Origin of the sequence: Echinicola vietnamensis DSM 17526, from assembly GCF_000325705.1 — a bacterium.
Taxonomy (GTDB): Bacteria; Bacteroidota; Bacteroidia; order Cytophagales; family Cyclobacteriaceae; genus Echinicola; species Echinicola vietnamensis.
Map to the genome: position 1 here is coordinate 2,328,191 of NC_019904.1, position 21,978 is coordinate 2,350,168.

Here is a 21,978-nt window from a genome sequence, read left to right on the forward strand (position 1 = left end):
TGCTGCCCCGGCCCGTCCACTTATTGAAAAAATAAGAAGGATATTAACCCTCGTCTTGATCAAACAATAAATGATTCAGTTTAGGAGTATTGTAAATGCGATCCAATTCTGTTTCCAGAATTTCTGCAATGTCTAATTTAATATTTTTATAGTTATCCTCCACTAGCTGAATAGAAATTTCCCGCACAGCTGGAATTGGTCTATATTCTTTGGATTCTTTTTCCAGGGCACTGTGATCATTGATGATCTCATTGTGAAAAGCCTTCAGTTCTATCCTTATATCAGGGGTATCGGCAACCATTCCGACGAATTCCCCGGAGGAAAGGGATGAGATCGTGGAGGGAGGCACTGCCTGATCCAATTGTTTTGATTTATTGATGGAAGTATCGTTACGGTTAATGGTAACACTTTTTCGATCTTGCATGATTTTGCCAAATCTCTCCGAAAGTTGTTTGGCTGTATCTCCCAAAACCTGCCCACTGATAAAATTCCCCACAGTATTCATGATTACCTCTGCTTGTTCCCGTCCATAGTCCTTTCTTAGCTGGCTATAATCCTGGACTCCCAGACAGGTGGCTACCTTATTGCTTCTAGCAGTTGCTATGAGATTGTCCATCCCATTGAAATAGATAGTGGGAAACTCATCGAATACCAGACTCGATTTTAATTTATTTTTTTGATTGACCAGTTTGGTGATCCTTGATATATACAGGGAAAGGACCGCGCCGTAAACTTGTTGTTTTTGCGGGTTGTTTCCCATACAAACGATCTTGGGTTCTTCGGGATTGTTGATGTCTAGGGTAAAATCGCTTGCTGACAATACATAGTAAAGTTGGGGCGAGGATAAACGGGCCATGGTAATTTTGGCACTGGCAATCTGGCCTTCCAATTGGTCGGTGGCTCCTTTTTGATATGCCGAAACAAAAGGGTTGATTAGCACCTCGATCTCAGGTTCTGTCCTGAGTACTGGAAAAAGTTGGTCGTATTCCACTTGCATCAATTCAATGACATGCGGAAGAGTACAGTATTTCCCGTGCCTGTGTTTTTTTAAAAACCAGATTACCGCGGTTAAAAAGTTGATCGGGGATTCTACGAAGAAGTCCCCTTGCTTTTTTATCCAGTCACGGTTCAGTCCCATCATTATAGTACGGGCCGCCTCACTGGCATCGGTAATATCTGTCATGGTCTCCGGTTCTAAAGGGTTGCAGCGATGGGTGTGTGAAAGCTTATCAAAATTGATGGTATAAAACGATGGTTTGACTTTATAGGCATGAAGGTTTTTTTGCAGGGAATTGTAGGCAATGATAGAAAGGTCATCGTATTTGAAATCATAGACAAACATGGAAAACCCTTTGGCAATATGTTGGGTGATCACATGACGGATGACAAAGTAGCTTTTCCCGGAACCCGGGGTTCCAGCCACTAGCAGCGCCCGGAAAGGATTGATGATATTAATCCAGGACTTCCTGACTTTTCCTTTAAGGTTATACCGTGCGGGAAGGTTTACGGAATACTCATTTTCCAAATACCGCTCTTCCTGGGGAAAGGTCTCATTGAGGTGGTTAAACACATCCCTGGCCATCTTTTCTTTTAGCAACCTGCTCAGTAATGCGCCCCCGGATAGCACCATTAGAAATCCAGTGGAGGTGATTCCCATATAGAGCACAGCAATTTGTGTTTCTTCAAGATTGAGATACAATACACCACTACTTGCCCAATAAATCATCAGTCCGATGGCCAATGGCCATAAGGCCTGGGATAACTTGAGACTTTCATTTTTCTTTCCTTTTGAGCCGATCAACGAAATCAAAAGCAACCCCAGGGCAAAACCTTTGGATATATTAATATGATCAAAGAGGCCGGTCTTCCCAATATTGGTGATCAACCGTAAAATTATTTCATGGGTAAGTCCCCAGTCCCCAAATGTGGTATAACAATAATAGTAGAAATGAAGGCATAGCAACCCAATACTGAGTTTACGGGTAAGATCAATGATCTTTCTCAGGCCTTCGGTATTTTCACCGGTCTGCATGTTTTACAAATTTTTCTTTCTGCGTTTTTTCTTTCTTTTCTTTTGGCTCAATTCGTACGGTGTAGGCTCATATCCCGAAGTTTGTGGGTTTGTTGGAAAAGAAAAACTTTGGTTCTCCCCGGTCTGCTGCTTGTGAGTCTGAGGTTCATCCGTATGTTTAACCATCATGGCCTTTTGAATACCATTGGCCGAAAATTCTTTACCCAGGCTGCTTCCATTAAAGACACAACGATGAATATGGTCGGTAAAGGTGATTCCATATACCTTCCCTTCTTCATTTTTGCGAACAGTAAGGTGGACTCCTTTTTTTCGAAGTTTTACCTGCAAATCTTCCAGGGAAGAAGATCTGGTCAAAGCATCGTTAACTGTCGATCGCAGTTGGTTGCGGTAGTTTTTTCTGGCTGTCCGGTTTAGTTCGAACTTCATTTCCAATTTCTTATAGGTAGGTTTGGAATAAATGGAGCTGGCTTTGATGGGAACTCCTCTTCGGTTCCCGTTAGCATCTGAAATGGAATAGATCAATCCTTTCTTTTGGTACATTTTGCTGTCTTCTTCTCCCCGGTAGGCAGTAACATTGAATTGTCGCAATATGGCATTCAACTCTGCAAGGGATGTGAACTTATAGTGGCGAACCACTTCTCCCACAATATTCGATATCGCCGCCTTTGTCTCTGTTTTGCCGTATTCAGCTTTATCCAGGGACTGTAGCAGGTTGACATGCTTGCGCTGTTGTTCTTCAGCTTTGACCAGCCCATACCTTTGTTCAATATCTTTTCTGGTCTTCTCGGATTGGACACGTCCCAGATTGTGCGTTTCAATTCTTTGCCCGTCCTCCCTGATATTGGTAGTCACCACATGAATATGGGGATGGGCTGCGTCGAAATGCCGGTATACCAGGTAGGGCTGCTCTCCAAACCCTATACCTCTCATGTAGTCCTCTGTGATCTTCCAAAGTAGGGGTTCATCCACTTTGTCCCTGGGAGAGAAGTTCAGGGAGATATGAAGGGCATTCGTTTTGGCTCTGGTATTTGTCTCTATGATTTTCTGAAACCTGGCCAGCTTTTTTTGGAAGTCAAGCTCTTCATCCTGTCTAAGGTATCCACAGGCTCCAAGGAATTTGGCCTGCCTCTTTTCCACCTTGTTTTCATTGTAATGAAGCACGCCCCTAATCGTCTTCCCAGAAGTGATCCTGGCAACCATATTATAGCCTCGATAGTTGAGAGATCATCACCATCAGTTGCTCCGTTTTCTGGCCGACCTTTTTATACAAAGGCAATATCTTCCGGGCAAAATACCTTTTCTCTGCCGGGTCGGGATGACCATTGAAATAATGCGTAACCTGATTGATGTTAACCCCTATGGAGCGGAGTTCGCCCTTTACCTTTACAATCTCGGATTTAAGCTCATCCAAGGAAGCATTTCGTTTTTTTATGGTCAGCTTCTTTTTGAAAAGCATAGTCCTGATCAGTTCACTGAGGTTTCGGCAATGAGCCGATTGGGTTAGGAGTTTTTTCAGTTGCTGGACTTCTTTTGGCGATAATCTTACTGTCAGCCAATAGGGATTTTGAGATACCTGGTCTTTTTCCATACATCCGGGGATTTAAAATTCGACTTCGGAGAATTTTATCCCTTTCGCCACTCCGGCAGCGAAAGGGCAAGATGGGATTGTGCCACAATCCTACATCTTGCTCATTGCCAAAACGCAATGCCATCCTTTGGAAAAGCGGGCGCTTCGCCTTTCTAAAAGGAGAGAATAATATTGGAAGGCGAAGGCTAATTTTCCAGGTTCCAAACCCATTCATCTGCGGCCATCACCCAATCTCTTATCGGTGTACCGGTTTCGTTTTTCCAGTCCATCCCCTGATAATAAAAATAGAATACCTCGGCTTCGGCCTCCGGAATATGCAGGTAATTAAAATAGGATTTTACTTCTTCCAGTTTTGGCGGTACTTGCCTTGAAAAGGATAAATTGTGAGCATCTTGTGTCATGTCGGATTTCATTTTGATGATGCTCAAAATTGTGTAACCGTTCGTTGGAATGGTCACACTGTGATCCGAAGGGGGGGGTGAGGTTTTCGGGAAATTTGACTTAAAAGCGGTGGGTAAAAAAGCAAGGGTGTTCCGCTATGGAGCAAAGAGAAACAGTGGAACATTCTTGCTGCGCATCCCTGGAATCGGGTGAGCGGAATGAGGGAAGTGAACCGGATGGAGGAAAGGGGAGGCGGGAGATGAGTCTATTGGTATTGATCTCTTTAACGGGATTTTATAATCAATTCAAATATCTCTGCCATATCTTTATTTCTTCCTTCATTTTCCCGCCAGCACTCACTGTACGTCAGTCTTTTGCTCTTTGGCACCGAAGGAAAAAGAAGGAGAATGCAAAGTTAGGTTTACATTTTATTTTGCATTCTTTAGTAAACTGTCCACCGTCTCTTTAGAGGGTTTTACATTATCAATAGAACTCTTAAACCTGACATCAAAAACATCATCAGGGGCAAACTCAATTTTAGGAATATCCATTGAGTTGTATAGTCGTAACGAATCTTTAGCTAATTGATAATCATAGTAGACATTCTCAATCTTATCAAATGCACCACCAAGGGTAGAATAAGTAAGAAAATTCAGTTTTTCAATTAAATCAAATTCATTGTCTAGTCGTTCGACTATTTCATTTAGTAAATGTTCAACACTTTTTCCTCCTGCTAATATTTCTACAAAAAGAGAGGCAACATACAATTTGCTTTTTAAAGGTGGCAATAGTTGTTCAATACTGAAATGATGGGTTCTACTACGAGTACTAGAACTTTTTACTTCAATTCTAAGATTAGCAATGCTAAAGTCATATTTTTCTTCGGGAATAGTATGCCATGCCCTTACTAATTCTCTCGGGTTGTTGGATTGGTGAATTAGAAACAGTTCAGACCACAAGCCTTGAAGAGTCTTTTTAGGTGGTTCTTTCAGAACCTTAAATAATTCGATAAATTTATTTACAGTATGTGTAATCTGTTTATTATCTGGCGAGTTCCCCAACGAGGGAACCAAGATTTCACAGGCTTTCAAAAAATACCTTTTTAAGTCTCGGTCATTACCGGAATAGCGAATAACAGAAAAATTGTGTTCTTCTTTTTTATTTTCAACATGGATTTCGCAACTCAAATTGTGGGTTATGGATAAGTTGTAGAGTTTTTGACGGGCAACTTTAAAGTTCTGCTTCTTTTGAGTTACAGATATTAGAATACAAGGATTCTCATTGAAATCTTTTGCTATTCGATGATTTTCAAACCCCTTTACTGCAACTGCCGAATATGAATGTTCTTTAGTTGTATTAGGTATGGGCAGATTTTCAAACTCGTCTTGGAAACCAATCATTTATCCTTAATTTTTATTAACGACTTAGATAGACGTTCGGGAATCCAAATTGCAATACTCACAATATCCTTATAATCTGTATCCTTTAGTTCCAAATTGTGGATTTGCACGGATACATGATTTTCTTCTTTGATTTTGTCGTCACCCGGATAAATAACTTCTCCTGTTCTGGGGTTTTTACCTTGAAACAGGTTTAAGATTTCGTCTTTTTTATTTAAACTCCTTTTTCTTGATGCTCCCTTCTTGATAAGGTAGACAAAGCTTTCTTCGGGAGGAAATTCATCTGTATAAAGAGCTATAACAGCCTTTAAACTTGTGAAAGAACTTGAATCACTTTGTCGGGTGTATTTTAATTTAGAAATTAAATCTTCATAGACGTCCTTGAGTGAAATTTTTGCGATAAGGTGTTTTTGCTCTTCTGTCCTTTTTTCGTGTCCTGAATCGTCTTGAAATACATCAGTGTATTTTTCTAAGAACTGATTATAAACAGTTTTGTTCTGCTCAATAATGAAATCAGTATCATGTGGGGCTTTGATTCGTAACCATGCATTTCCAAATTTATTTCGCTCTAATTCGTCTGATAAAACATTCTTGCGAGTAAGCTTAAACATTTCATCAAGAACAAATTGTCTTTTTAAGTCATTTAGATGATTACCGGAAAGCTTATGAGATTGAAGTTTGTTTCTAATATCTTCCTCATGGTCAACATACTCACTAAATAGATGAGCATTTTCTGCATCTAAATAGACTCGACAAAAACCTAAGTAATCTTTTTTGTATCCAAAGAAACGAGCTCTTTGTTGTATTGTGTCGGCATTTCCTACACCCTTACTTCTAGGCATGTATGTTACTGTTAGCCCCTCAACAGTAAAACCTCTATCCATTGCCTGACCACCAACCAAAATAAAGGAATAATTACTATTCCAATCTACAGAACTACCCGCCTTTGAGTTCAATTCTTCTACGGCTGTTCCTCTTATATAATGTCCCAAGTCTTGAAGTAACTCTTCGAATGATGGTAGGTTTTTAATGTTGGCATTTAAGTCAGAATATGCTGTCCAGAATTCATCAATTAACTGAATTTTTGAGGCATCATTATCATCTCTTTCAATTAGGATTTTAGCCCATTGCCCTTTGGCGTTATTAACCCAATTGTGATAAGTTCCATGGTCATCAACTAACCTTGAAGGATGAACCATCATTGTTCGGTTTCGTGGATTTCCGGAAACACCTCCGATACGAATTCCGGCAGCAACTCCCAGAAAAAAGATTCGCATTGCTTCTGCTAACGAATCAGGTATGTCGGTAATGGGGTTATCTTCTGTGTATATTTCACTATATGGAATGTTTCTAACGATATAATGATGTTCCTTAAAAAAAGCCATTCCGCCCGTATATTTTTCTCCGGGTGTTAATAATTGAATAAAATTGGGAGATAGGTTATCCATAATATTTATGAATAATGGAGCCTGTGGAGTTGCTGTATATTGAATGAAGGTATGGTGGGGTAAAATTGTTTTTATTTCCCTTATTCTCCTATAAATGGTACTCATCTCCAATTCTGTAAGAATTTCTCCATTAGCCTCTCTTTTAGCATTAGCACTCGCCCTGGTGTTCATACTTGCTTGGTCGCCCTCATCATCAATTATAAGTGTGGGTACATTACTTAAATCCAATTGTTGTAATACGGCTATTAGATTTCTAAGGTGATTAGTATTTTTCATTACTGTTATCAGTAATGTTTTTTTTAAATGTTCGGGCGTATCATTATTTCTCCAACTATCTAATTCACGTTTAATCGTGTTTTTGTCTTGGGGATTTTTATATGGATCTTGTGGGTTATTAAGCATGACCCACTTTCTCAAAAAACCTTGATTAACGTTTAGGTCGTTTTGAAGCCTTTGAAAAGATTGATTAACTAAGTTAGTTGAAATACCTGCAATGACAATCACTAATTGATAGCCATTATCTCTAGCTAAAGCTGTTAGAGTTGTAAATGAAAGTGTTTTACCACTTTGCACATAACCAAATACTAGACCAGTATCGTTGTTGGCCTCCAATTCGGGGTTGCCACACAACTGCATGATGTGATGCGTTTCTTCTTTGACTTTTTCTTTTGCATCCTCATCCGAACCAAAAATCCTACTTAGTAAACTTTCAGTTTCTTCTCCAAAAGTTGGGTTCCAATATTCCGAAGATGAATCATCTCCTAAGGCATTTATTTTTTCAAATTCACTCATATACATTTATGGTTTTGATAAAGAACCTTTCAAAAGTTCATTCATGTTATTCCTTACCTCTGTTACTGCGGATTTGGTTTCTTTGGCGATAACCTCAGAAAGTCCAAAGGCAACTGCTATTCTCAGAATAGGTTCAATCACTTTGGCATCATCACCAGCAAACTCAATCATAAACGGGTGTACTAAAGACAACCTGACACCAATATTTCTATATCCTTGTGCCTTTTCTTCGGGAGGTATCAGGTGGTTACCAACTTGAAAAAGTTCAGAAATAGATTCATCATAAGAAACTTCTAAATGAACCATCCATTCACAATCATTTAGGTTTAATGGAAATTTTTTAAAGTAAGATTCTTGAACCTCATTCAGAGGTTCTGTGTCCTCCACTTCAACAATTTTTCTATTTCTAACTTCATTTACCTCATTCGAAAGTTCTTCCTTAATTGTCTCAGTTGTATTGTCAACAACTGTTTTTGAAACCTTACTGTAATTTTTAGCACTTTCTCTAACTCTGTATTTATCTGCTTGTTTTAAAATAGGAATTGAATCTTTGCCTTCTAACTGTTCTTTTAGAATGTCCAAAAAAGCGTCCATGTTATCATCCCACTGAAATCCGTCTTTAGTATGACTAACTTTAAAGCCTTCTAAATGTAGTTCACCAAATAACCGTTTGTATCTATGGCTTCCCAATGACCCCGATATTCTTGGAGGTCTGAATCCTTCATCATTATCTGCACTACCTTCAATTACTCGTCCCCTTCTAAATAATGCAAAACCGCTATCTCGAACCGACATTGTTTCCATAATGGCTACAAAACCTTTTGCTTTTAATTCTCCGCCATTTCCATCACTACCAAAATCGAATTCAACTTCTTGCTTCCATTCTATATCTTCATCATCAGGTGTGTCGTAATATGGAACTTTTAGAATCTTAGGAGTATGATATTTCATCTCTTCGGTTCCATTTATCAATAATTTGAGCGTTCCATTTCTTATATATTCTCTATAAATGCTCGCAAGGTGATGTTTTACCTTCCATAAACCTCTTTTGACAGGCATTTTTTCCTCGATTCCCATCAGGGTTATAACCGTATAATGCGAATTCTTTGACGCATCTTTTGTTGAGATATCTAATTCATCGATTCTATCTTCAACAATTTTTGAAATGTCAAAAGAAACAGTCCTTTCAACATCTTCTCCTAAAGAAGTTGTTCTTACCTCCCATTGATTAGAGAACCAACAGGCTGCAGATTTCATCCCCATTCCAAATTCTGAGAGTTTTGTATTGTCCGGTGGTACCTCAGCAGTTCTAAAAGCCCTTTGGTAATCATTCCTATGAATCCCAGCAGCATTGTCAGTAATTATGATTCTGTTATTAGTAGTGTCAAACTCAATATTAACAATTAATTTGAAATCGATGCCCTCAAGTGATTTAAGAACCTTCTCGTTCTTTAGAAAGCTGTCTATTGAGTTGTCAATAAACTCTGCTAAAGCATAATATGGCTTATAATTGAGATGTTTTAGGACTGATAAGATAGTTACACCTGGTCTTATGTTGACACTACTTAATTGTTTCATGGTTCATCTGAATTTTACTATCATTCTGGATAAGCCCGTTTTTTCTATTTATTGGTTCTTGAGCTCTGATTAGTCTTAAAGCAATTTTTCTAACAATATCAACATTCACTGCATTTCCTAAGGCGGAAAAACAAGTACCAATATTTTCTGGCAATTGTATCCCATTCATTGATTGGATTCGAGCACCTTCTTTTGGTGTTATGTATCTTTCCTCCCAGCCTAGGATAGGTATTTGAGTGCTCACAGTAACGAGAGAAGGGAAAAAATCGGTTCTTTTTAGTCTTACGCCTGAACCTCTAAATTGTATGATATAGTTTCTAACTTTTCTTTCTCCTCCTTGAACATTCCACTCAAATTTCTGCCAACTTGGGACATTCAACTCCTTGATTTTATGAACAACGGGAGCAATATGTTGTTTATACTGCTCATAAAAGGCTCTATTGCTTCTTATGTAGTGTTTTTTCCATGTCGGAAATTCATTCTCTTCTGTTCTGGCATAGCTTGGTAGGTTAGTGAATTTTTCTTCTCTCGACATTCCTTTTAATGGTATGCCAAATTTTCCTTTTGTTGCTCCTATTTTTCGGGATGATGATGCAAAAGGGGTTTCCTTTTCAAACGGATAAGTAGCTCCAAACTCCATACTCCAAATAGGCCAACTTGGCAGCTTAGCATCTTTTGGTAATCTATCTAAAAACTCTTGCCATAAATCCAAAACATAGACTTTTTCCGGCTCAAGCCTGTTAAAATTTAGTGGATTTTCATCAAGATAATCAAAAATGCTTGTTTGCTTATCGGTGGTTTGTGGCCAATGAAAATGATCAAGACCACCTATTGAGCCTACAATAAAAAACCTTTCCCTATGCTGAGGAATACCAAAATGATGGGGAGAGAATACATGTTTATCAATTGAATAGTTCAATTCATTTTCAAGCCGATTTTGAATGTAGGCCCATGTTTCACCTTTCTTATGGTTTTCTAAATTTCGAACATTCTCAAGAATAAAGTATTTAGGTTTATGGTAATCTAAAATTTCCACAATTTTATCAAATAGAGAACCATTCCTCTCATCTTCTAATCCCTTTTGACTTCCTGCCTTTGAAAATGGTTGACAAGGAAACCCGGCACACAAAATATCGTGTACCGGTATATCTTCCACGGCTATTTTGGTAATATCCCGATTTGGCCTTATCCCAAAATTAATCTCATATAAATCTGCTAGGGACTCTTTTAATTCACTAGCGAAAACACACTCAAAGCCAAGATTCTCCAGAGCTATGTGAAATCCCCCAATCCCCGCAAAAAGGTCAATATATTTCAATTTATTACTCTCTTCCACAAACATAGTTATTTGGTTGTAACAAATTCGAGAGAAGGCTAATATTAGCGAATGTCAGATCGACTTGTTTAACCACGTTTTCAACAGATACTATTATATTTACGTCAATAAGCCAAACATTTTGCCATTGGAAAATGCTGTTTTTATAAGTTTTGTTCGTGTATCATTTTTTAATTCGTTTAAAAGTTTCTTCTATTAATTGTTTAATCACTCCCCCAACCACCTGATATCCTATGGCTTATCAGGTATTAAAATATCCACACAATATAGATTTCCTTGTAAAAAGAAGGCATTAGATAATTTGGTGAAGATCTTCCAAATCTAATGAAAAATAACAAAAAATAGTATTGAGGAGATTTAATGACAGTTGAAATTTTAAGCGATCTTGCATCTGATATTAATTGTCAAAGATCAATACATTATCCCTTATCTGTCCCAGATTATTTCACAGGCTAAATATTCCCAAATTAGAATTTTCACTTTTAATTCGGTTAAAGTTGTTATAACAGTGTATTCATAAATACCTTTTTGTATAGTTGTCCACTTGGAGAATGGAAGTTCATTCATGAACAATACATTTTGCATTGCTCTACTACCAACTTCTGGTAAAACTTCTAAATTATCACCTAATAGAAAGGTTGTCATTTCTTGATCAGATAATATTTCGATAGGTGCAAACCATATCACTTTAGGGTGCTCAAAAACAGTTTCGCTGTTTTCAAACTTAGCGTGTCCGAATGCCAATTTAAGTAGAACATTTTCAACTCGTTTCTTATCTATTTGAAACGCTGTGATTCCGTTTTCTTTTACTAAAGTTGCCTCTAACTTTGATTTTAATTTTGGTTTACGGACAAGAATCTTTTTGATACTTTCTCGCTGTATCCTTTTTGGTTCAACTGTTCCACATAGTATGCATTCTATTAAGCATGCAAAATACTCTTCGTCAAGGGAGAATCCGTTATTACACTTTAAACAACTTGGAACTACGGGTAAATTTTCTGGAAAGGGATTTTCCAAAATTATTTTAGATGGGACATGGTCTCTTGTTTCTGGATATTCTCCACAATATGCACACTGAGTGTTCAAGCGTAAATCGCTAAATGTTTTGATTTGCTTCATAATTTTTTAATATTTTCAATTAACCAATTGAATGAAAGTGTAGATCTTTACTGGGAAACTAAATTAAAAGTAGTCATATTGATTTTTTTTGGCAATGCAATTGCATTGCCATTGAACATCTGAAAAACTAGCAGCTATATAAGACATTGTAAATAAGTTACCAAAAACTAGTTTATTATATAAAAACAAAAATGGCTATGTGTATCCGTAAGAGTGCACGTAATAAAATATGACAATACGTGTCATTGAATTTCACCCTTTCAATTTTTAGAACAATTCATTAGTTTTATCTTATACATTTTATGACAAATAAGTTAATGGTGATTTAAATGGCTAGAGTAAAAATTGACGGAAATCTAATATTAACCTATGAATATGAACCCTATCGAGAAATTTATTGGACTAATCTCTCAAATTATATTATCAAAAAATATGGTAATAAGGAATTTACCGAACACTCTTTAGTTGAAACGATACTCCTTGATTGCTTCCATTTTTTTGTGAACGAATTTAAAAGTATAATATTTGAAGAATCAACAACCTCATTTTTTAATTACGCTTTTTATCTCCACGAACAGTCTTTGCAATTTTTAGTGAAAACTAGAGATGGCTTGTCATTTGGAGAAATTGACGAAAATGATTTTTCAATTTACAGAAGAATTCTAAAATTAGCTTTAGAACAGGGTTGTGACATTGACCTAAATTGGGGTAAATTTCCAACAAGTCAAGAAGTATTTAGGATGGAGGATAAAATCCAGAGATTATTTTATCTCGGAACTTGGTTCTACATATTTGCTGATTATGTAGCCTTTCATAAAATGATTCCTAATGCTAAAAAAATAAATTTTGACCGTGAAGGATATATAGGAGTTTATTGGCAAAAACATTACGAGAGTTCATATGACGGACTATTTCCAAAGCTCAGCAATGACTATGCAAAAGGCACTTTTGACGAAAACGCAGTAGGCGAATTAAAAGAAGCAATCAATAAGTGTTTTGAAATAGACTTTGATTTCGCCGGAGATTTAATCTTTGAAATAAAAAAACACTTTAGTTCTTCACCTTTTCAAACTATTGAGCCTTATGTTTTACCGGAAAATTTATCTAATCATTTCAAAATTGATAAAAAATCTGCTAAACAGTTTTATAATGGGCTATCTATTTCAAGAGAGAATAAACAGCCTATTGAAAATGTGGTTTATAAACCCTATTCGACGGAGCGTTATATGTATCGACCAATACTAATTTATAAAATTGATGGAGTAAACCGTGCTTTAGTTGGAAAGGAAAAATTCGCTGAAAGTATTTATGTTTTAGCAACAAATGCAATAAGTTGGAATACCATACCTATAGAATGGAGACAGAATAAATGCATGTTCAAATATATGAGCCGAAAGGGAAATGAACACGATTCTATTTTAGAAGACAAAGTGGAAGAAATATTAAAAGCCAGAGATTTGCGCTATGTAAGGAATGTCAAGTCATTTAAAAGACCAGGGATAAACAATATTAATATTGATAATGAAGTTGCTGGAGAAATTGATTTTATAATAATTGACGACTCGAGAAGTAAAATAATAGTTGCAGATTCAAAATACAACAAAGCAAAATATGAAGCAGTAGGTTTCAGAACTGATAATACAAACTTCATTACAAAATATGAACCAAAATTGCAGAAAAAGATTGATTGGATTTCAGGCAATAAAGTAGTGGTTCAAGAACATTTTAAAATTATTTATCACATTCATGACTTGGATATATCCAATTATGAAGTTATTGGTTTGTTTTTTATTAATACACCGACATTTTATATGCTTAATGGTACTTATAAGGCTATTACATTGAATCAATTAGACAACTTTTTTTCAGAGGATTATGAAGAAATTACTATTAAGCATACAGATAAAGAAGGTGTTGAGTCATTGATAAAACACCCTTACTTTAAATAAAAAAGGGGAGATGGCTTCCTAGCTTTTTTAGAGAAATATACAGGCTCTAATATACCGATATTTCAATTCCAAAACGGTTTATAAAGCCCAACTCAATAACCTCAAATCCTCCGCCAAATGGTTCGAATTCAGTCCGGTCAGCTCCACCAAAAAGCTTGCAGCGATGCAAGCTTTTTTTGTTTTTCGGGGATGTATTTTGTGTTTTTATATTCCCCAAAACAGGGAGCTGTAGTGGTGGGTGGTTTCTAGAGCGTTCAAATTATCGCTTCGTACTAAAAAAATCAGTCTACAGAGTAATTGACACGGGTAAGGATGCTTCTGCCCAAGGTGACCTCATCAGTGTATTCCAGTTCACCGCCGATGGGGATGCCCCTGGCGATGGTGCTGACTTTGATGCCTTTTTCTTTGAGCTTTCGTGTGATATAAAAAGCCGTGGTGTCGCCTTCCATGGTGGAGGGCAGGGCAAGGATAACTTCGGAAACAGCCTCTCCAGAGTGTGGTTGATCAATTCTGGTTAGCAAGGATGCTATTTTCAACTCTTCGGGGCCAATCCCTTGAATGGGGGAAATGACACCGCCGAGCACATGGTAAAGACCATTGTATTGGGAAGTGTTTTCTATCGCCAGCACGTCAGGAATATCCTCCACGACGCAGATAAGGCTCCGGTCACGGCGCGGACTTTGGCATACGCTGCAAATCTCTTGGTCGGAAATATTATGGCATACGCGGCAGTAGGCAGTTTCCTTTCGAAGCTTGGTGATGGCGTCGGTAAGGTTTTCTGCAATGGCTTCAGGTTGCTTCAGGAGATGCAGGGCGAGACGTAGTGCCGTTTTTTTGCCGATACCGGGCAGTCTGCTGATCTCGTTGACCGCGTCTTCGATGAGTTTGGAGGGGAAGTTCACCGGCGCTAGGGGATTAAACGATGGCGGCTTGTATACCTGCGTCCAAGATGGACTGGCACATAGGCTTCAACTGCTTCATGCTGCCCTTTTTGACGGCACATTTACCTTTGTAGTGGATGATCAGGGTGCATTGTTCGGCCTGTTCCTGAGAATGGTTGCAAACTTTGATCAATACTTTGGTGACATGCTCAAAGGTGTTGATGTCATCGTTAAATACCACCAGGTCATGCTCTTCCGTATCCACCAAATCCTCCAGTAAGATTTCTACTTCTTCTTCTACAGTATGTTCTAATGGTTGCATGCTCATTTTGCAAAGTTAATAATTATAAACAAATTAGCAGCCTTTATGATATAGTATACTATGGATTCAAATTTAATACTCCTTGTTATAACATCCTACTTTCTGTTGTTGTTCATTATTTCTTACTTTACTTCCAGGAAGGTTTCCCAAGAGACATTTTTTACGGGGGATCGTCAGTCTCCTTGGTTTTTGGTGGCATTTGGCATGATCGGGGCTTCGCTGTCGGGAGTGACGTTTATTTCGGTGCCCGGCGAAGTAGGAGGTAGCAATTTCTATTATTTTCAAGTTGTTTTGGGATATACGGTGGGGTATTTAACGATCGCGAAGGTGCTGCTGCCGCTGTATTATCGTATGAACCTGGTGTCCATCTACGCTTATTTGGAGGATCGGTTTGGATTTTGGTCATATAAAACGGGAGCGTTCTTTTTCATCCTTTCCCGGACATTGGGCTCTTCCATCAGGGTGTTCCTGGTGGCGGGGGTGCTCCAATTGATCCTTTTTGATGATTGGGGGATCCCGTTTTGGGTGTCGGTTCTCATTACCGTTTCCTTGATCTGGTTGTATACGCACCGTGGCGGAATCAAGACCGTGGTCTGGACCGATACGCTGCAGACGCTTTTTATGCTGCTGGCAGTGGGGACCAGTATTTATTTGGTCGGTAAGGACCTGGGGATTGCCGGTGCAGGGGACTTGGTGGGCCGTGTAATGGCAGATTCCCGCTCGGAAATTTTCAATTGGGACTGGCAGGCTGGTACCAACTTCTTTAAGCAATTTGCCAGTGGTGCCTTTATTACCATAGTGATGACAGGGCTGGATCAGGATATGATGCAGAAAAACCTTACGTGCAGGAATATTGGTGATGCGCAGAAAAATATGTTTTGGTTTACCATCATTCTGGTATTTGTAAACCTTTGTTTTTTGGTCTTGGGCGTCTTGCTTTACCAGTATTGCGAAGTCAATCAAATTTCGCTGCCGGCTAGAACAGATGACCTTTATCCCATGCTGGCCACGGAGCACTTTAGCGTATTTGCCGGTACCGTGTTTGTGCTGGGGATTATCGCCGCGGCGTATTCCAGCGCGGATTCCACCTTGACGGCATTGACGACCTCTTTTTGCTTTGATTTTTTAGAGATTGAGCGCAAATACCCAAAGGAACGTCAACAATCCATTCGCAAGAAAGTCCACCTGGCCTTTACGGGGATCATGTTTTTTGTCATCCTGCTGTTCAGGTGGATCAATGACCAAAGTGTGATCAATACCGTTTTTGTCATTGCGGGATACACGTATGGGCCGTTGTTGGGCCTATACAGTTTTGGGTTGTTTACCAAGCGCGCTGTGAAAGATAAAATGGTGCCATGGATCGCTGCCATGGCACCATTGATAGCCTACGTCATTAGCCTGAATTCCAAAAAATGGCTTTGGGGTTATGAATTTGGGTTTGAAGTACTTATTCTGAACGGAGGGCTAATGTTTCTGGGACTGATGATTTTCAGTAACAAGCAAGAGACTGGCCGAGCATTGGGTGATTAACTCCTTATCGAGAGCACTTTGATTTGGGGTTTGCTACCAGCCAGCCTCTTGCTCACTATACCTCTCCGTGTTCGATTAAGGTATTTAGTCGCTTCAGCCGTTTCAGCTGGTTTTCCAAGGTGTCCATGGAGCCATCCAAGGATACCATGACAGAGAAATGGTTCCCCTGTACGGATGTCCCGTTGACATGTTTGTGTTTTATACTGGGACTGCCGTTTACCAGTTCTTGGATTTGTACATCATAAAGCTCTGAGAGTTTGATTGCATCATCCATTTTGAGATTTGAGCGTCCCTGCTCGTATCGCGAGTATGCAGTATAATCTTTTTTTCCCAAGTAATCAGCGATGTATTCTTGGGTAAACCCTCTTAGTACTCTGTATTTTCTGAGGTTTTCTGCAATGTGTTGTTTTAGTTCCTTTTCCATATTTGTAATATGTTTGAATTTCAAATTTCTAACTACGAGTAGTGTGTGTTAATTTACGTTTTACATTCATTTACAAGTGCACAAGTGTTTTTTTACTAATAAACTCATGATCCGTATGATCTAAGTAAGACTGTTCAGCCGGTTTAACTGGGGCCGTACAAGTATTTTTTAATAGCTTTTGGGGTAAGCAACTTTATCTAGTCATTTTATGAACTATTATAAAATTCATGGTTTTGTGAATTTTAATATGTTATAAATGTAAATAAACCAGTACGTTGGGGGCAAAAAAAGGCCTACGCACATATACGCAACAGTTGAAAAATATGGTAAAAATGGTTTTTTGTGCCTTTTTTAGGGTGATTTATTTACTAAAAATCGCTTTTTTTTCACCATGATCCTGTAGGGAATCAAGGTATTGTCGAGTGGATGTGTTGAAGTACAGGCCTGGATGAGGATGCTTTTTATGATGACTTTTGGTGAGCGGGCAAGGCCTGCGAGGAGCTGGGGACTGGTTGAATATTGGGAGTTCCTGATTACCTCTTATCCTTCATCCCGAGAAGCATCAATGAATTATCGATGAGGGTTTTTGAAATTATCCTGAGAATGGCTTCTTTACCCATTTGCAGGAATTGTTTTGAGGGCTTAAGGTAGCGCCCAATGGATCACCATTCCAATTCCTTGGAGGGATCCCAAAAAACAGTTTGGAAATTGACCACTTGGTCATTTTTGATGATAACCCCTTCAGCCTCTAACGTTCGTTGCATTTTTTCCGGTGGTGAAAAGTGCGCTTTTCCTGTAAGAAGCCCTTTGCTGTTGACCACACGGTGGGCAGGGACATCGTCTAGGGTATGGGCTGCATTCATGGCGTATCCCACTGTCCGGGCACCGCTTTTGGCGCCAAGGTAATTGGCGATGGCTCCATACGAGGAGACGCGGCCTTTAGGGATGAGCCGGACGACTTGATATACCAGGTCAAAGAAATTTTCTTTGTCAGTTTTCACGGGCTATTTCGATGATGGTTTGGTTGATGGTTCTTCTGATTTCCTTTTCAATCGCCTTATTGGACACAGCCATTAAAAACTGGCACTTCAGCTGTACCGTTTGGTGCTTGATTTCGGTGGTCTTGAGCGTAAAGGTATTTTTGACGATGGCCTTATCAAAAGAAAATGCTACCTGCTTTAGCCGTTCCTCGAGGGAGGTGATTTCCAAGGTTGGCTTTAAGCTCATTTCAAATTCAAAGGTCAACTTTTTATGGTGCTGTCTGGAATAGTTGATGACCTGAGAGGTCAAGATCGTAGCATTTGGAATCATGACGATGTCGGCTTCTTCGTTTACCAAAACCATGTTCAGAAGGGTGACGTCTTGGATTTTTCCTTGCTGGTCCCCTATTTTCACGGTGTCACCAAGGGAGAGTTGATCAGAGAACATGATGATGAGTCCATTGATCATATTGGTGATGTAATCTTTGGAAAGCAAAGCAATGGCTGCCGCCACAATGGTAATGCTGGTAAAGAATTCTCCGGGGTCGATTCCGAAGAGAAACATCAGGGAAATGACCAATACCAAGACGTTTAGGATGCCCGCGATATGGTTGATGCCCAGGACGAAGTTGCTCCTGAAAGGATCCTGTCCTTTTTTTCGAAGGTAAAAACGAACCGTAATCAGCCTGCCCAAGGAGATGATGATATGGCTGCTGAGCAAAAAGGTCGCTGCTTTCAGGACGTTGTCAATAAATGAAATGTATGGGAGTAACTTCTTCGAAAGGTCGACGGAAAACCAAAGCAACAGGATAAAGGTGATCACCTTGAAGAGAAAAAGCACCCTTTTGCGCTTTTCCCGCTCCCTTATCTCGGATTTGTCTATAGTCATGTGGTTTTCGGAAATAAAGTCTTAATTTTAACGATACTGTTTTTTTATCAATACTAGTCAAAATTACTAACATAACCATACAACTTATTATGAATAGGAATATCATTATTACAGGAGCAGCGGGGAACTTAGGGAGTGCAGTAGTGGATAAGTTTAAGCGAGAAGGATTTAGGGTTATTGCTACTGTGGCACCGGGAAAAGGTGAAGAAATGGAGGAGGCCAATGATATCTATGAGCTGGATGTGACCGATGAGGAGAAAGTGGCTGAATTTGCAAAGGAGTTTACCGTGCAGTATGGTTCTGAACTCGAAGCCGTGGCGATGCTGGTGGGAGGTTTTGCCATGGGAGACCTGTCCAAAACCTCCAAGACAGATGTGGAAAAGATGCTGCAGTTGAATTTTTTCAGTGCCTATAACATGACCAAAGCCTTTTTGCCGGTGCTCAAAAAGACCGGAAAAGGCACATTTCTATTTGTGGGGGCAAAGCCAGCCTTGAACCTTGGAGAAGGAAAATCCACTGTGGCATACACTTTGAGTAAGAGTTTGGTGGTCAATTTGTCCGAGTTGGTGGCTGCCGAAACCGAAGGCACCGAAATCAGGTCGCATGTGTTTGTGCCCAGTATTATCGATACTCCACCCAATCGAGAAGCCATGCCAAAGCAGGACTTTTCCAAATGGGTCCGCCCAGATGAAATCGCTGAGGCAATGCACTATGCGGCGACAAACCCAGCTTTGCGGCAGATGACCTTTAAACTATATGGAAGTGTATAACCTTAAAAAGTAATGAAGCGTACCTTTAAATTTATGCTCGCAGCCTGTTTGGTGCTGGCTGCTGGCGTGGTCACCGCACAGACCAACGATGAAGTAAGAAGTCTTTCCATTTTCAACGGCGTGGAAATCTCCAATTCCATTGAAGCCGAATTGGTGAGGGGAGATCGCTACCAGGTGGAAATATTTGCCTCGGGAACGGATGTTTCCAATGTGGTGACAGAAGTGGATGACCGACAACTGCAAGTAAAAATGGGCAAAGGTAATTTTGGCTCCGCGAGTGTCAAGGTGATCGTTACCTATGCCGGCGACCTTGATAAGGTCCAGGCCAGCACCAGTGCCAGGGTTTTTGTGAAAGATGTATTGGACCACAAATCCTTGGCGTTAAGGGCTGAGACCAGCAGTTATATTGAAACCAAGGTAAATGTGGCCAAGTTAAGCCTCGAAGGAACGACCAATGCCAAGATCTTCGTAGAAGGAACTGCCGAGCACTTGAAATTGGAGGCCTATACCAAAGCTGATATCAGCGGGGAAAACCTCCAAGTAGAAAAGGCCGATGTAAAGACCAATACCGCCGCAAAATCCATCATTAGCGTCAGTGAGTCCATAAAAGGTTCTGCAGGCACTGCCGGGAAAGTCGTGTACATCGGGGATCCAAGGGTAGTGGACGTAAAAACCAATACAGGAGGAGATATTTCAAGAAAGGAATAGTGTCCATATGCATCAATCAAGAATTATAATGTTAACCCTGCTTCTGCTGGCAGGGTTTTCTTTTTCGTCCAGCAAGGCCCAGGGAAGTCTTGCAGAGGAAGAGCAGGTGAAGGCTGTTGTTCAAAAGCTTTTTCAAGGGCTGAAGGAGCGGGATCCGGAAGCGCTGAATGCTGTTTTTGCAGATCATGCACTGCTGGAGACCGTCCAAACCCACCAAGGAGACACTACCGTGAAACGTGAAGTAGTGAAGGATTTTATCAATAGCATAGGGGTGATTCCGGTGGAAATGGAAATAGAAGAAAAATTGCTGGGATTTGAAGTGAAGATAGACGGGGCTTTAGCAGCTGTATGGACCCCGTATCAGTTTTATATTAACGGGAAACTGGCCCATTGTGGTGTCAATTCCCTACAGTTGGTGAAGTCGGGAGGAGAGTGGCAAATTGTTTATTTAATTGATACCCGGAGAAAGGAAGGCTGCTAGCGATGGAAGGGAGGCTAGTTTTTGTGCTTTTTTCTGAGGGCTACGGCTGCAATGATGCCGATTTCCAGCAAGACAAAAGCCACGGCAAAAACGATTTGGCCTTGATCGCTGTTGATGCTGCCTTTGAACAGGATGAAAAGTAGGAAAACCGCAATGGCGGCAATAAAACCGTTTTTTATATTCATGCTTCAAAGGAACAAAAAAAAGCCCATGTAGGGAAATGCCCGGACAAAATACCCCATAACGGTCTGTAATGATTTCTAGAAAATGACGATTACCAAAAAAGAAGTTTATAGTGCCTTACATGCATTGCTACAGGAGAAGCAGAAGGCAATAGAGGCCAATATTGACCAGCTGAAGCAGTCTGCGGCGGAGGACACCAAAAGCAGTGCCGGGGACAAGTATGAAACCGGCCGTGAGATGGTCCGACAGGAGATCGATAAGGCGGTGATGATGCAGCAAGAATACCAAGTCCAAATGGATCAGCTAAATGGAATCGACCCGGAAGAAAGGCATGAAAAGGTTCGGGTTGGCAGTTTTGTGGTGACCGATCGGGCGGCAATGTTTATTGCGGTGGGATTTGGAAAAATAGAGGTGAATGGACAAGTGGTATTTGTGATTTCTCCCCAAGCACCACTTGCCCGATTGATGATGAATAAAGCTGCGGGTGCGTCGTTGACTTTTAATGGAACACCCCAGCAGCTGGTTCATGTGAGCTGAACTTATTTGCCTTGAGGGATCAAGGTCATCAATTCTGAAGCTCCATCCAGCAGCGTAAGCTTGTCTTTGCCTACTTTAAAGTTGGAGACATTTTTCAAAGCGTCCAAGAATTGGTTTTCACCATTGCCTGGACAGGCCTTTTTGGTCATGGCGCCAGGATTCAAGTTGATATTGGTGCCGTTAAGTTCATATCCTCCGCTAAACGAGTTGCAGCCCGTAGAGCCGGTGAGTTTGCCATCGTCGGTAAATCCTAGCGAGGGAAGTCCGCCGCTGAACATGTCCAAACCACCTCCCATTAAGGAAGAAAGCACCCAATTGTTTCCAGTTAACATTTGGAGTGGATTGAGGCTTGATACAGAGCTGCATGAGCTAAAGCCTAAGAATAGGAAAAGCAACAGGGTGGATAATTTTAATTGTTTCATAGAAAAATGATTAAAAGGGTTGACAATTTATTGTTCAGGTGAAAAGATAAAAAAATAACAGCACTTTCTTTCGTTTATTTGGTATTAATTTACCTATAAATTGTAAAATTTAAATAATTCTTGCTCGGGTCAGTTGATGAGTAACCGCAAAAGGTTGGGAATAAGGGCAAAGATTGGGTGAAATTCTTCAGTGACTGGCGAGTTGTTTTGCTAAAGTTTTAATGGAAG

At 39.8% G+C, this 21,978-nt stretch carries 22 protein-coding genes; 6 read left to right on the forward strand and 16 right to left on the reverse strand.

What is annotated here, in order from left to right; translation table 11 throughout:
- Positions 1–43: 43 nt before the first annotated feature.
- From mobC to ECHVI_RS09725, 9 genes are all read right to left on the reverse strand, one after another.
- Positions 44–2,032, reverse strand: coding sequence for a conjugal transfer protein MobC (mobC, locus tag ECHVI_RS09685; RefSeq protein WP_015265792.1), 1,989 nt, complete (start codon positions 2,030–2,032; stop codon positions 44–46).
- A 3-nt stretch (positions 2,033–2,035) separates the two neighbouring features.
- Positions 2,036–3,232: a relaxase/mobilization nuclease domain-containing protein gene (locus ECHVI_RS09690; RefSeq protein WP_015265793.1), complete on the reverse strand. Its 1,197-nt coding sequence runs from the start codon at positions 3,230–3,232 to the stop codon at positions 2,036–2,038.
- 1 nt (position 3,233) lies between these two features.
- Entirely contained in the window at positions 3,234–3,620 is a 387-nt protein-coding gene (locus tag ECHVI_RS22965; protein ID WP_015265794.1) for a plasmid mobilization protein, read from the reverse strand.
- Between the two features lie 185 nt (positions 3,621–3,805).
- Positions 3,806–4,021, reverse strand: coding sequence for a hypothetical protein (locus tag ECHVI_RS09700; protein WP_245553445.1), 216 nt, complete (start codon positions 4,019–4,021; stop codon positions 3,806–3,808).
- Positions 4,022–4,429: 408 nt separating this feature from the next.
- A complete protein-coding gene (locus tag ECHVI_RS09705) occupies positions 4,430–5,401 on the reverse strand; it encodes a PD-(D/E)XK motif protein (RefSeq protein WP_015265795.1) in 972 nt (323 codons plus the stop codon).
- Complete coding sequence (locus ECHVI_RS09710) at positions 5,398–7,641, reverse strand: Z1 domain-containing protein (protein WP_015265796.1); 2,244 nt, start codon at positions 7,639–7,641, stop codon at positions 5,398–5,400. The genes ECHVI_RS09705 and ECHVI_RS09710 overlap by 4 nt, the downstream gene beginning before the upstream one ends.
- A 6-nt stretch (positions 7,642–7,647) precedes the next feature.
- Positions 7,648–9,219, reverse strand: a complete 1,572-nt coding sequence (locus ECHVI_RS09715) for an ATP-binding protein (RefSeq protein WP_015265797.1) — start codon at positions 9,217–9,219, stop codon at positions 7,648–7,650.
- Positions 9,203–10,561: a DNA cytosine methyltransferase gene (locus ECHVI_RS09720; RefSeq protein ID WP_015265798.1), complete on the reverse strand. Its 1,359-nt coding sequence runs from the start codon at positions 10,559–10,561 to the stop codon at positions 9,203–9,205. Before ECHVI_RS09720 ends, ECHVI_RS09715 begins: the two co-directional genes overlap by 17 nt.
- 420 nt (positions 10,562–10,981) lie before the next feature.
- Positions 10,982–11,674 (reverse strand): hypothetical protein, encoded by a 693-nt coding sequence (locus tag ECHVI_RS09725; protein ID WP_015265799.1) that lies wholly within the window; start codon positions 11,672–11,674, stop codon positions 10,982–10,984.
- A gap of 329 nt (positions 11,675–12,003) precedes the next feature.
- On the opposite strand from ECHVI_RS09725, the gene ECHVI_RS09730 reads away from it, so the two are divergent.
- Positions 12,004–13,623: a hypothetical protein gene (locus ECHVI_RS09730; RefSeq protein WP_015265800.1), complete on the forward strand. Its 1,620-nt coding sequence runs from the start codon at positions 12,004–12,006 to the stop codon at positions 13,621–13,623.
- Positions 13,624–13,904: 281 nt separating this feature from the next.
- Here the strand turns inward: ECHVI_RS09730 and recR are convergent, their stop codons facing one another.
- Together recR and ECHVI_RS09740 are read right to left on the reverse strand one after the other, a co-directional pair.
- Positions 13,905–14,525 carry a recombination mediator RecR gene (gene recR / locus ECHVI_RS09735; RefSeq protein WP_015265801.1) on the reverse strand — a complete coding sequence of 207 codons (621 nt, stop codon included), beginning with the start codon at positions 14,523–14,525 and terminating at the stop codon, positions 13,905–13,907.
- Between the two features lie 13 nt (positions 14,526–14,538).
- Complete coding sequence (locus ECHVI_RS09740) at positions 14,539–14,832, reverse strand: ATP-dependent Clp protease adaptor ClpS (protein WP_015265802.1); 294 nt, start codon at positions 14,830–14,832, stop codon at positions 14,539–14,541.
- 54 nt (positions 14,833–14,886) lie between these two features.
- On the opposite strand from ECHVI_RS09740, the gene ECHVI_RS09745 reads away from it, so the two are divergent.
- Positions 14,887–16,356 carry a sodium:solute symporter gene (locus ECHVI_RS09745; RefSeq protein ID WP_015265803.1) on the forward strand — a complete coding sequence of 490 codons (1,470 nt, stop codon included), beginning with the start codon at positions 14,887–14,889 and terminating at the stop codon, positions 16,354–16,356.
- Positions 16,357–16,411: 55 nt separating this feature from the next.
- Here the strand turns inward: ECHVI_RS09745 and ECHVI_RS09750 are convergent, their stop codons facing one another.
- The 3 genes from ECHVI_RS09750 to ECHVI_RS09760 all read right to left on the reverse strand — a co-directional run bounded on the left by ECHVI_RS09750 (position 16,412) and on the right by ECHVI_RS09760 (position 18,649).
- A complete protein-coding gene (locus ECHVI_RS09750; RefSeq protein ID WP_015265804.1) occupies positions 16,412–16,780 on the reverse strand; it encodes a helix-turn-helix domain-containing protein in 369 nt (122 codons plus the stop codon).
- A 662-nt stretch (positions 16,781–17,442) separates the two neighbouring features.
- Positions 17,443–17,781, reverse strand: coding sequence for an MGMT family protein (locus ECHVI_RS09755; protein WP_015265805.1), 339 nt, complete (start codon positions 17,779–17,781; stop codon positions 17,443–17,445).
- The gene (locus tag ECHVI_RS09760) at positions 17,771–18,649 is read right to left on the reverse strand and encodes a mechanosensitive ion channel family protein (RefSeq protein WP_015265806.1); all 879 of its coding nucleotides are present in this window, start codon (positions 18,647–18,649) and stop codon (positions 17,771–17,773) included. The genes ECHVI_RS09755 and ECHVI_RS09760 overlap by 11 nt, the downstream gene beginning before the upstream one ends.
- Before the next feature lie 89 nt (positions 18,650–18,738).
- Here ECHVI_RS09760 and ECHVI_RS09765 point away from each other — a divergent pair, with 89 nt between their 5' ends.
- The 3 genes from ECHVI_RS09765 to ECHVI_RS09775 are packed head-to-tail and all read left to right on the forward strand — an operon-like array spanning position 18,739 to position 20,608.
- Positions 18,739–19,419, forward strand: coding sequence for an SDR family NAD(P)-dependent oxidoreductase (locus tag ECHVI_RS09765; protein ID WP_015265807.1), 681 nt, complete (start codon positions 18,739–18,741; stop codon positions 19,417–19,419).
- Between the two features lie 12 nt (positions 19,420–19,431).
- Positions 19,432–20,127 (forward strand): head GIN domain-containing protein, encoded by a 696-nt coding sequence (locus tag ECHVI_RS09770; RefSeq protein ID WP_015265808.1) that lies wholly within the window; start codon positions 19,432–19,434, stop codon positions 20,125–20,127.
- Positions 20,128–20,155: 28 nt separating this feature from the next.
- Positions 20,156–20,608: a nuclear transport factor 2 family protein gene (locus ECHVI_RS09775; RefSeq protein ID WP_157501324.1), complete on the forward strand. Its 453-nt coding sequence runs from the start codon at positions 20,156–20,158 to the stop codon at positions 20,606–20,608.
- Positions 20,609–20,622: 14 nt separating this feature from the next.
- Here the strand turns inward: ECHVI_RS09775 and ECHVI_RS23635 are convergent, their stop codons facing one another.
- The gene (locus ECHVI_RS23635) at positions 20,623–20,793 is read right to left on the reverse strand and encodes a hypothetical protein (protein ID WP_157501327.1); all 171 of its coding nucleotides are present in this window, start codon (positions 20,791–20,793) and stop codon (positions 20,623–20,625) included.
- A gap of 82 nt (positions 20,794–20,875) precedes the next feature.
- Between ECHVI_RS23635 and ECHVI_RS09780 the strand changes: the two genes are divergently transcribed.
- Entirely contained in the window at positions 20,876–21,328 is a 453-nt protein-coding gene (locus tag ECHVI_RS09780; RefSeq protein ID WP_015265811.1) for a hypothetical protein, read from the forward strand.
- Between the two features lie 2 nt (positions 21,329–21,330).
- Here ECHVI_RS09780 and ECHVI_RS09785 read toward each other — a convergent pair whose 3' ends face one another.
- Positions 21,331–21,660, reverse strand: coding sequence for an META domain-containing protein (locus ECHVI_RS09785; RefSeq protein ID WP_245553469.1), 330 nt, complete (start codon positions 21,658–21,660; stop codon positions 21,331–21,333).
- Positions 21,661–21,978 lie beyond the last annotated feature (318 nt).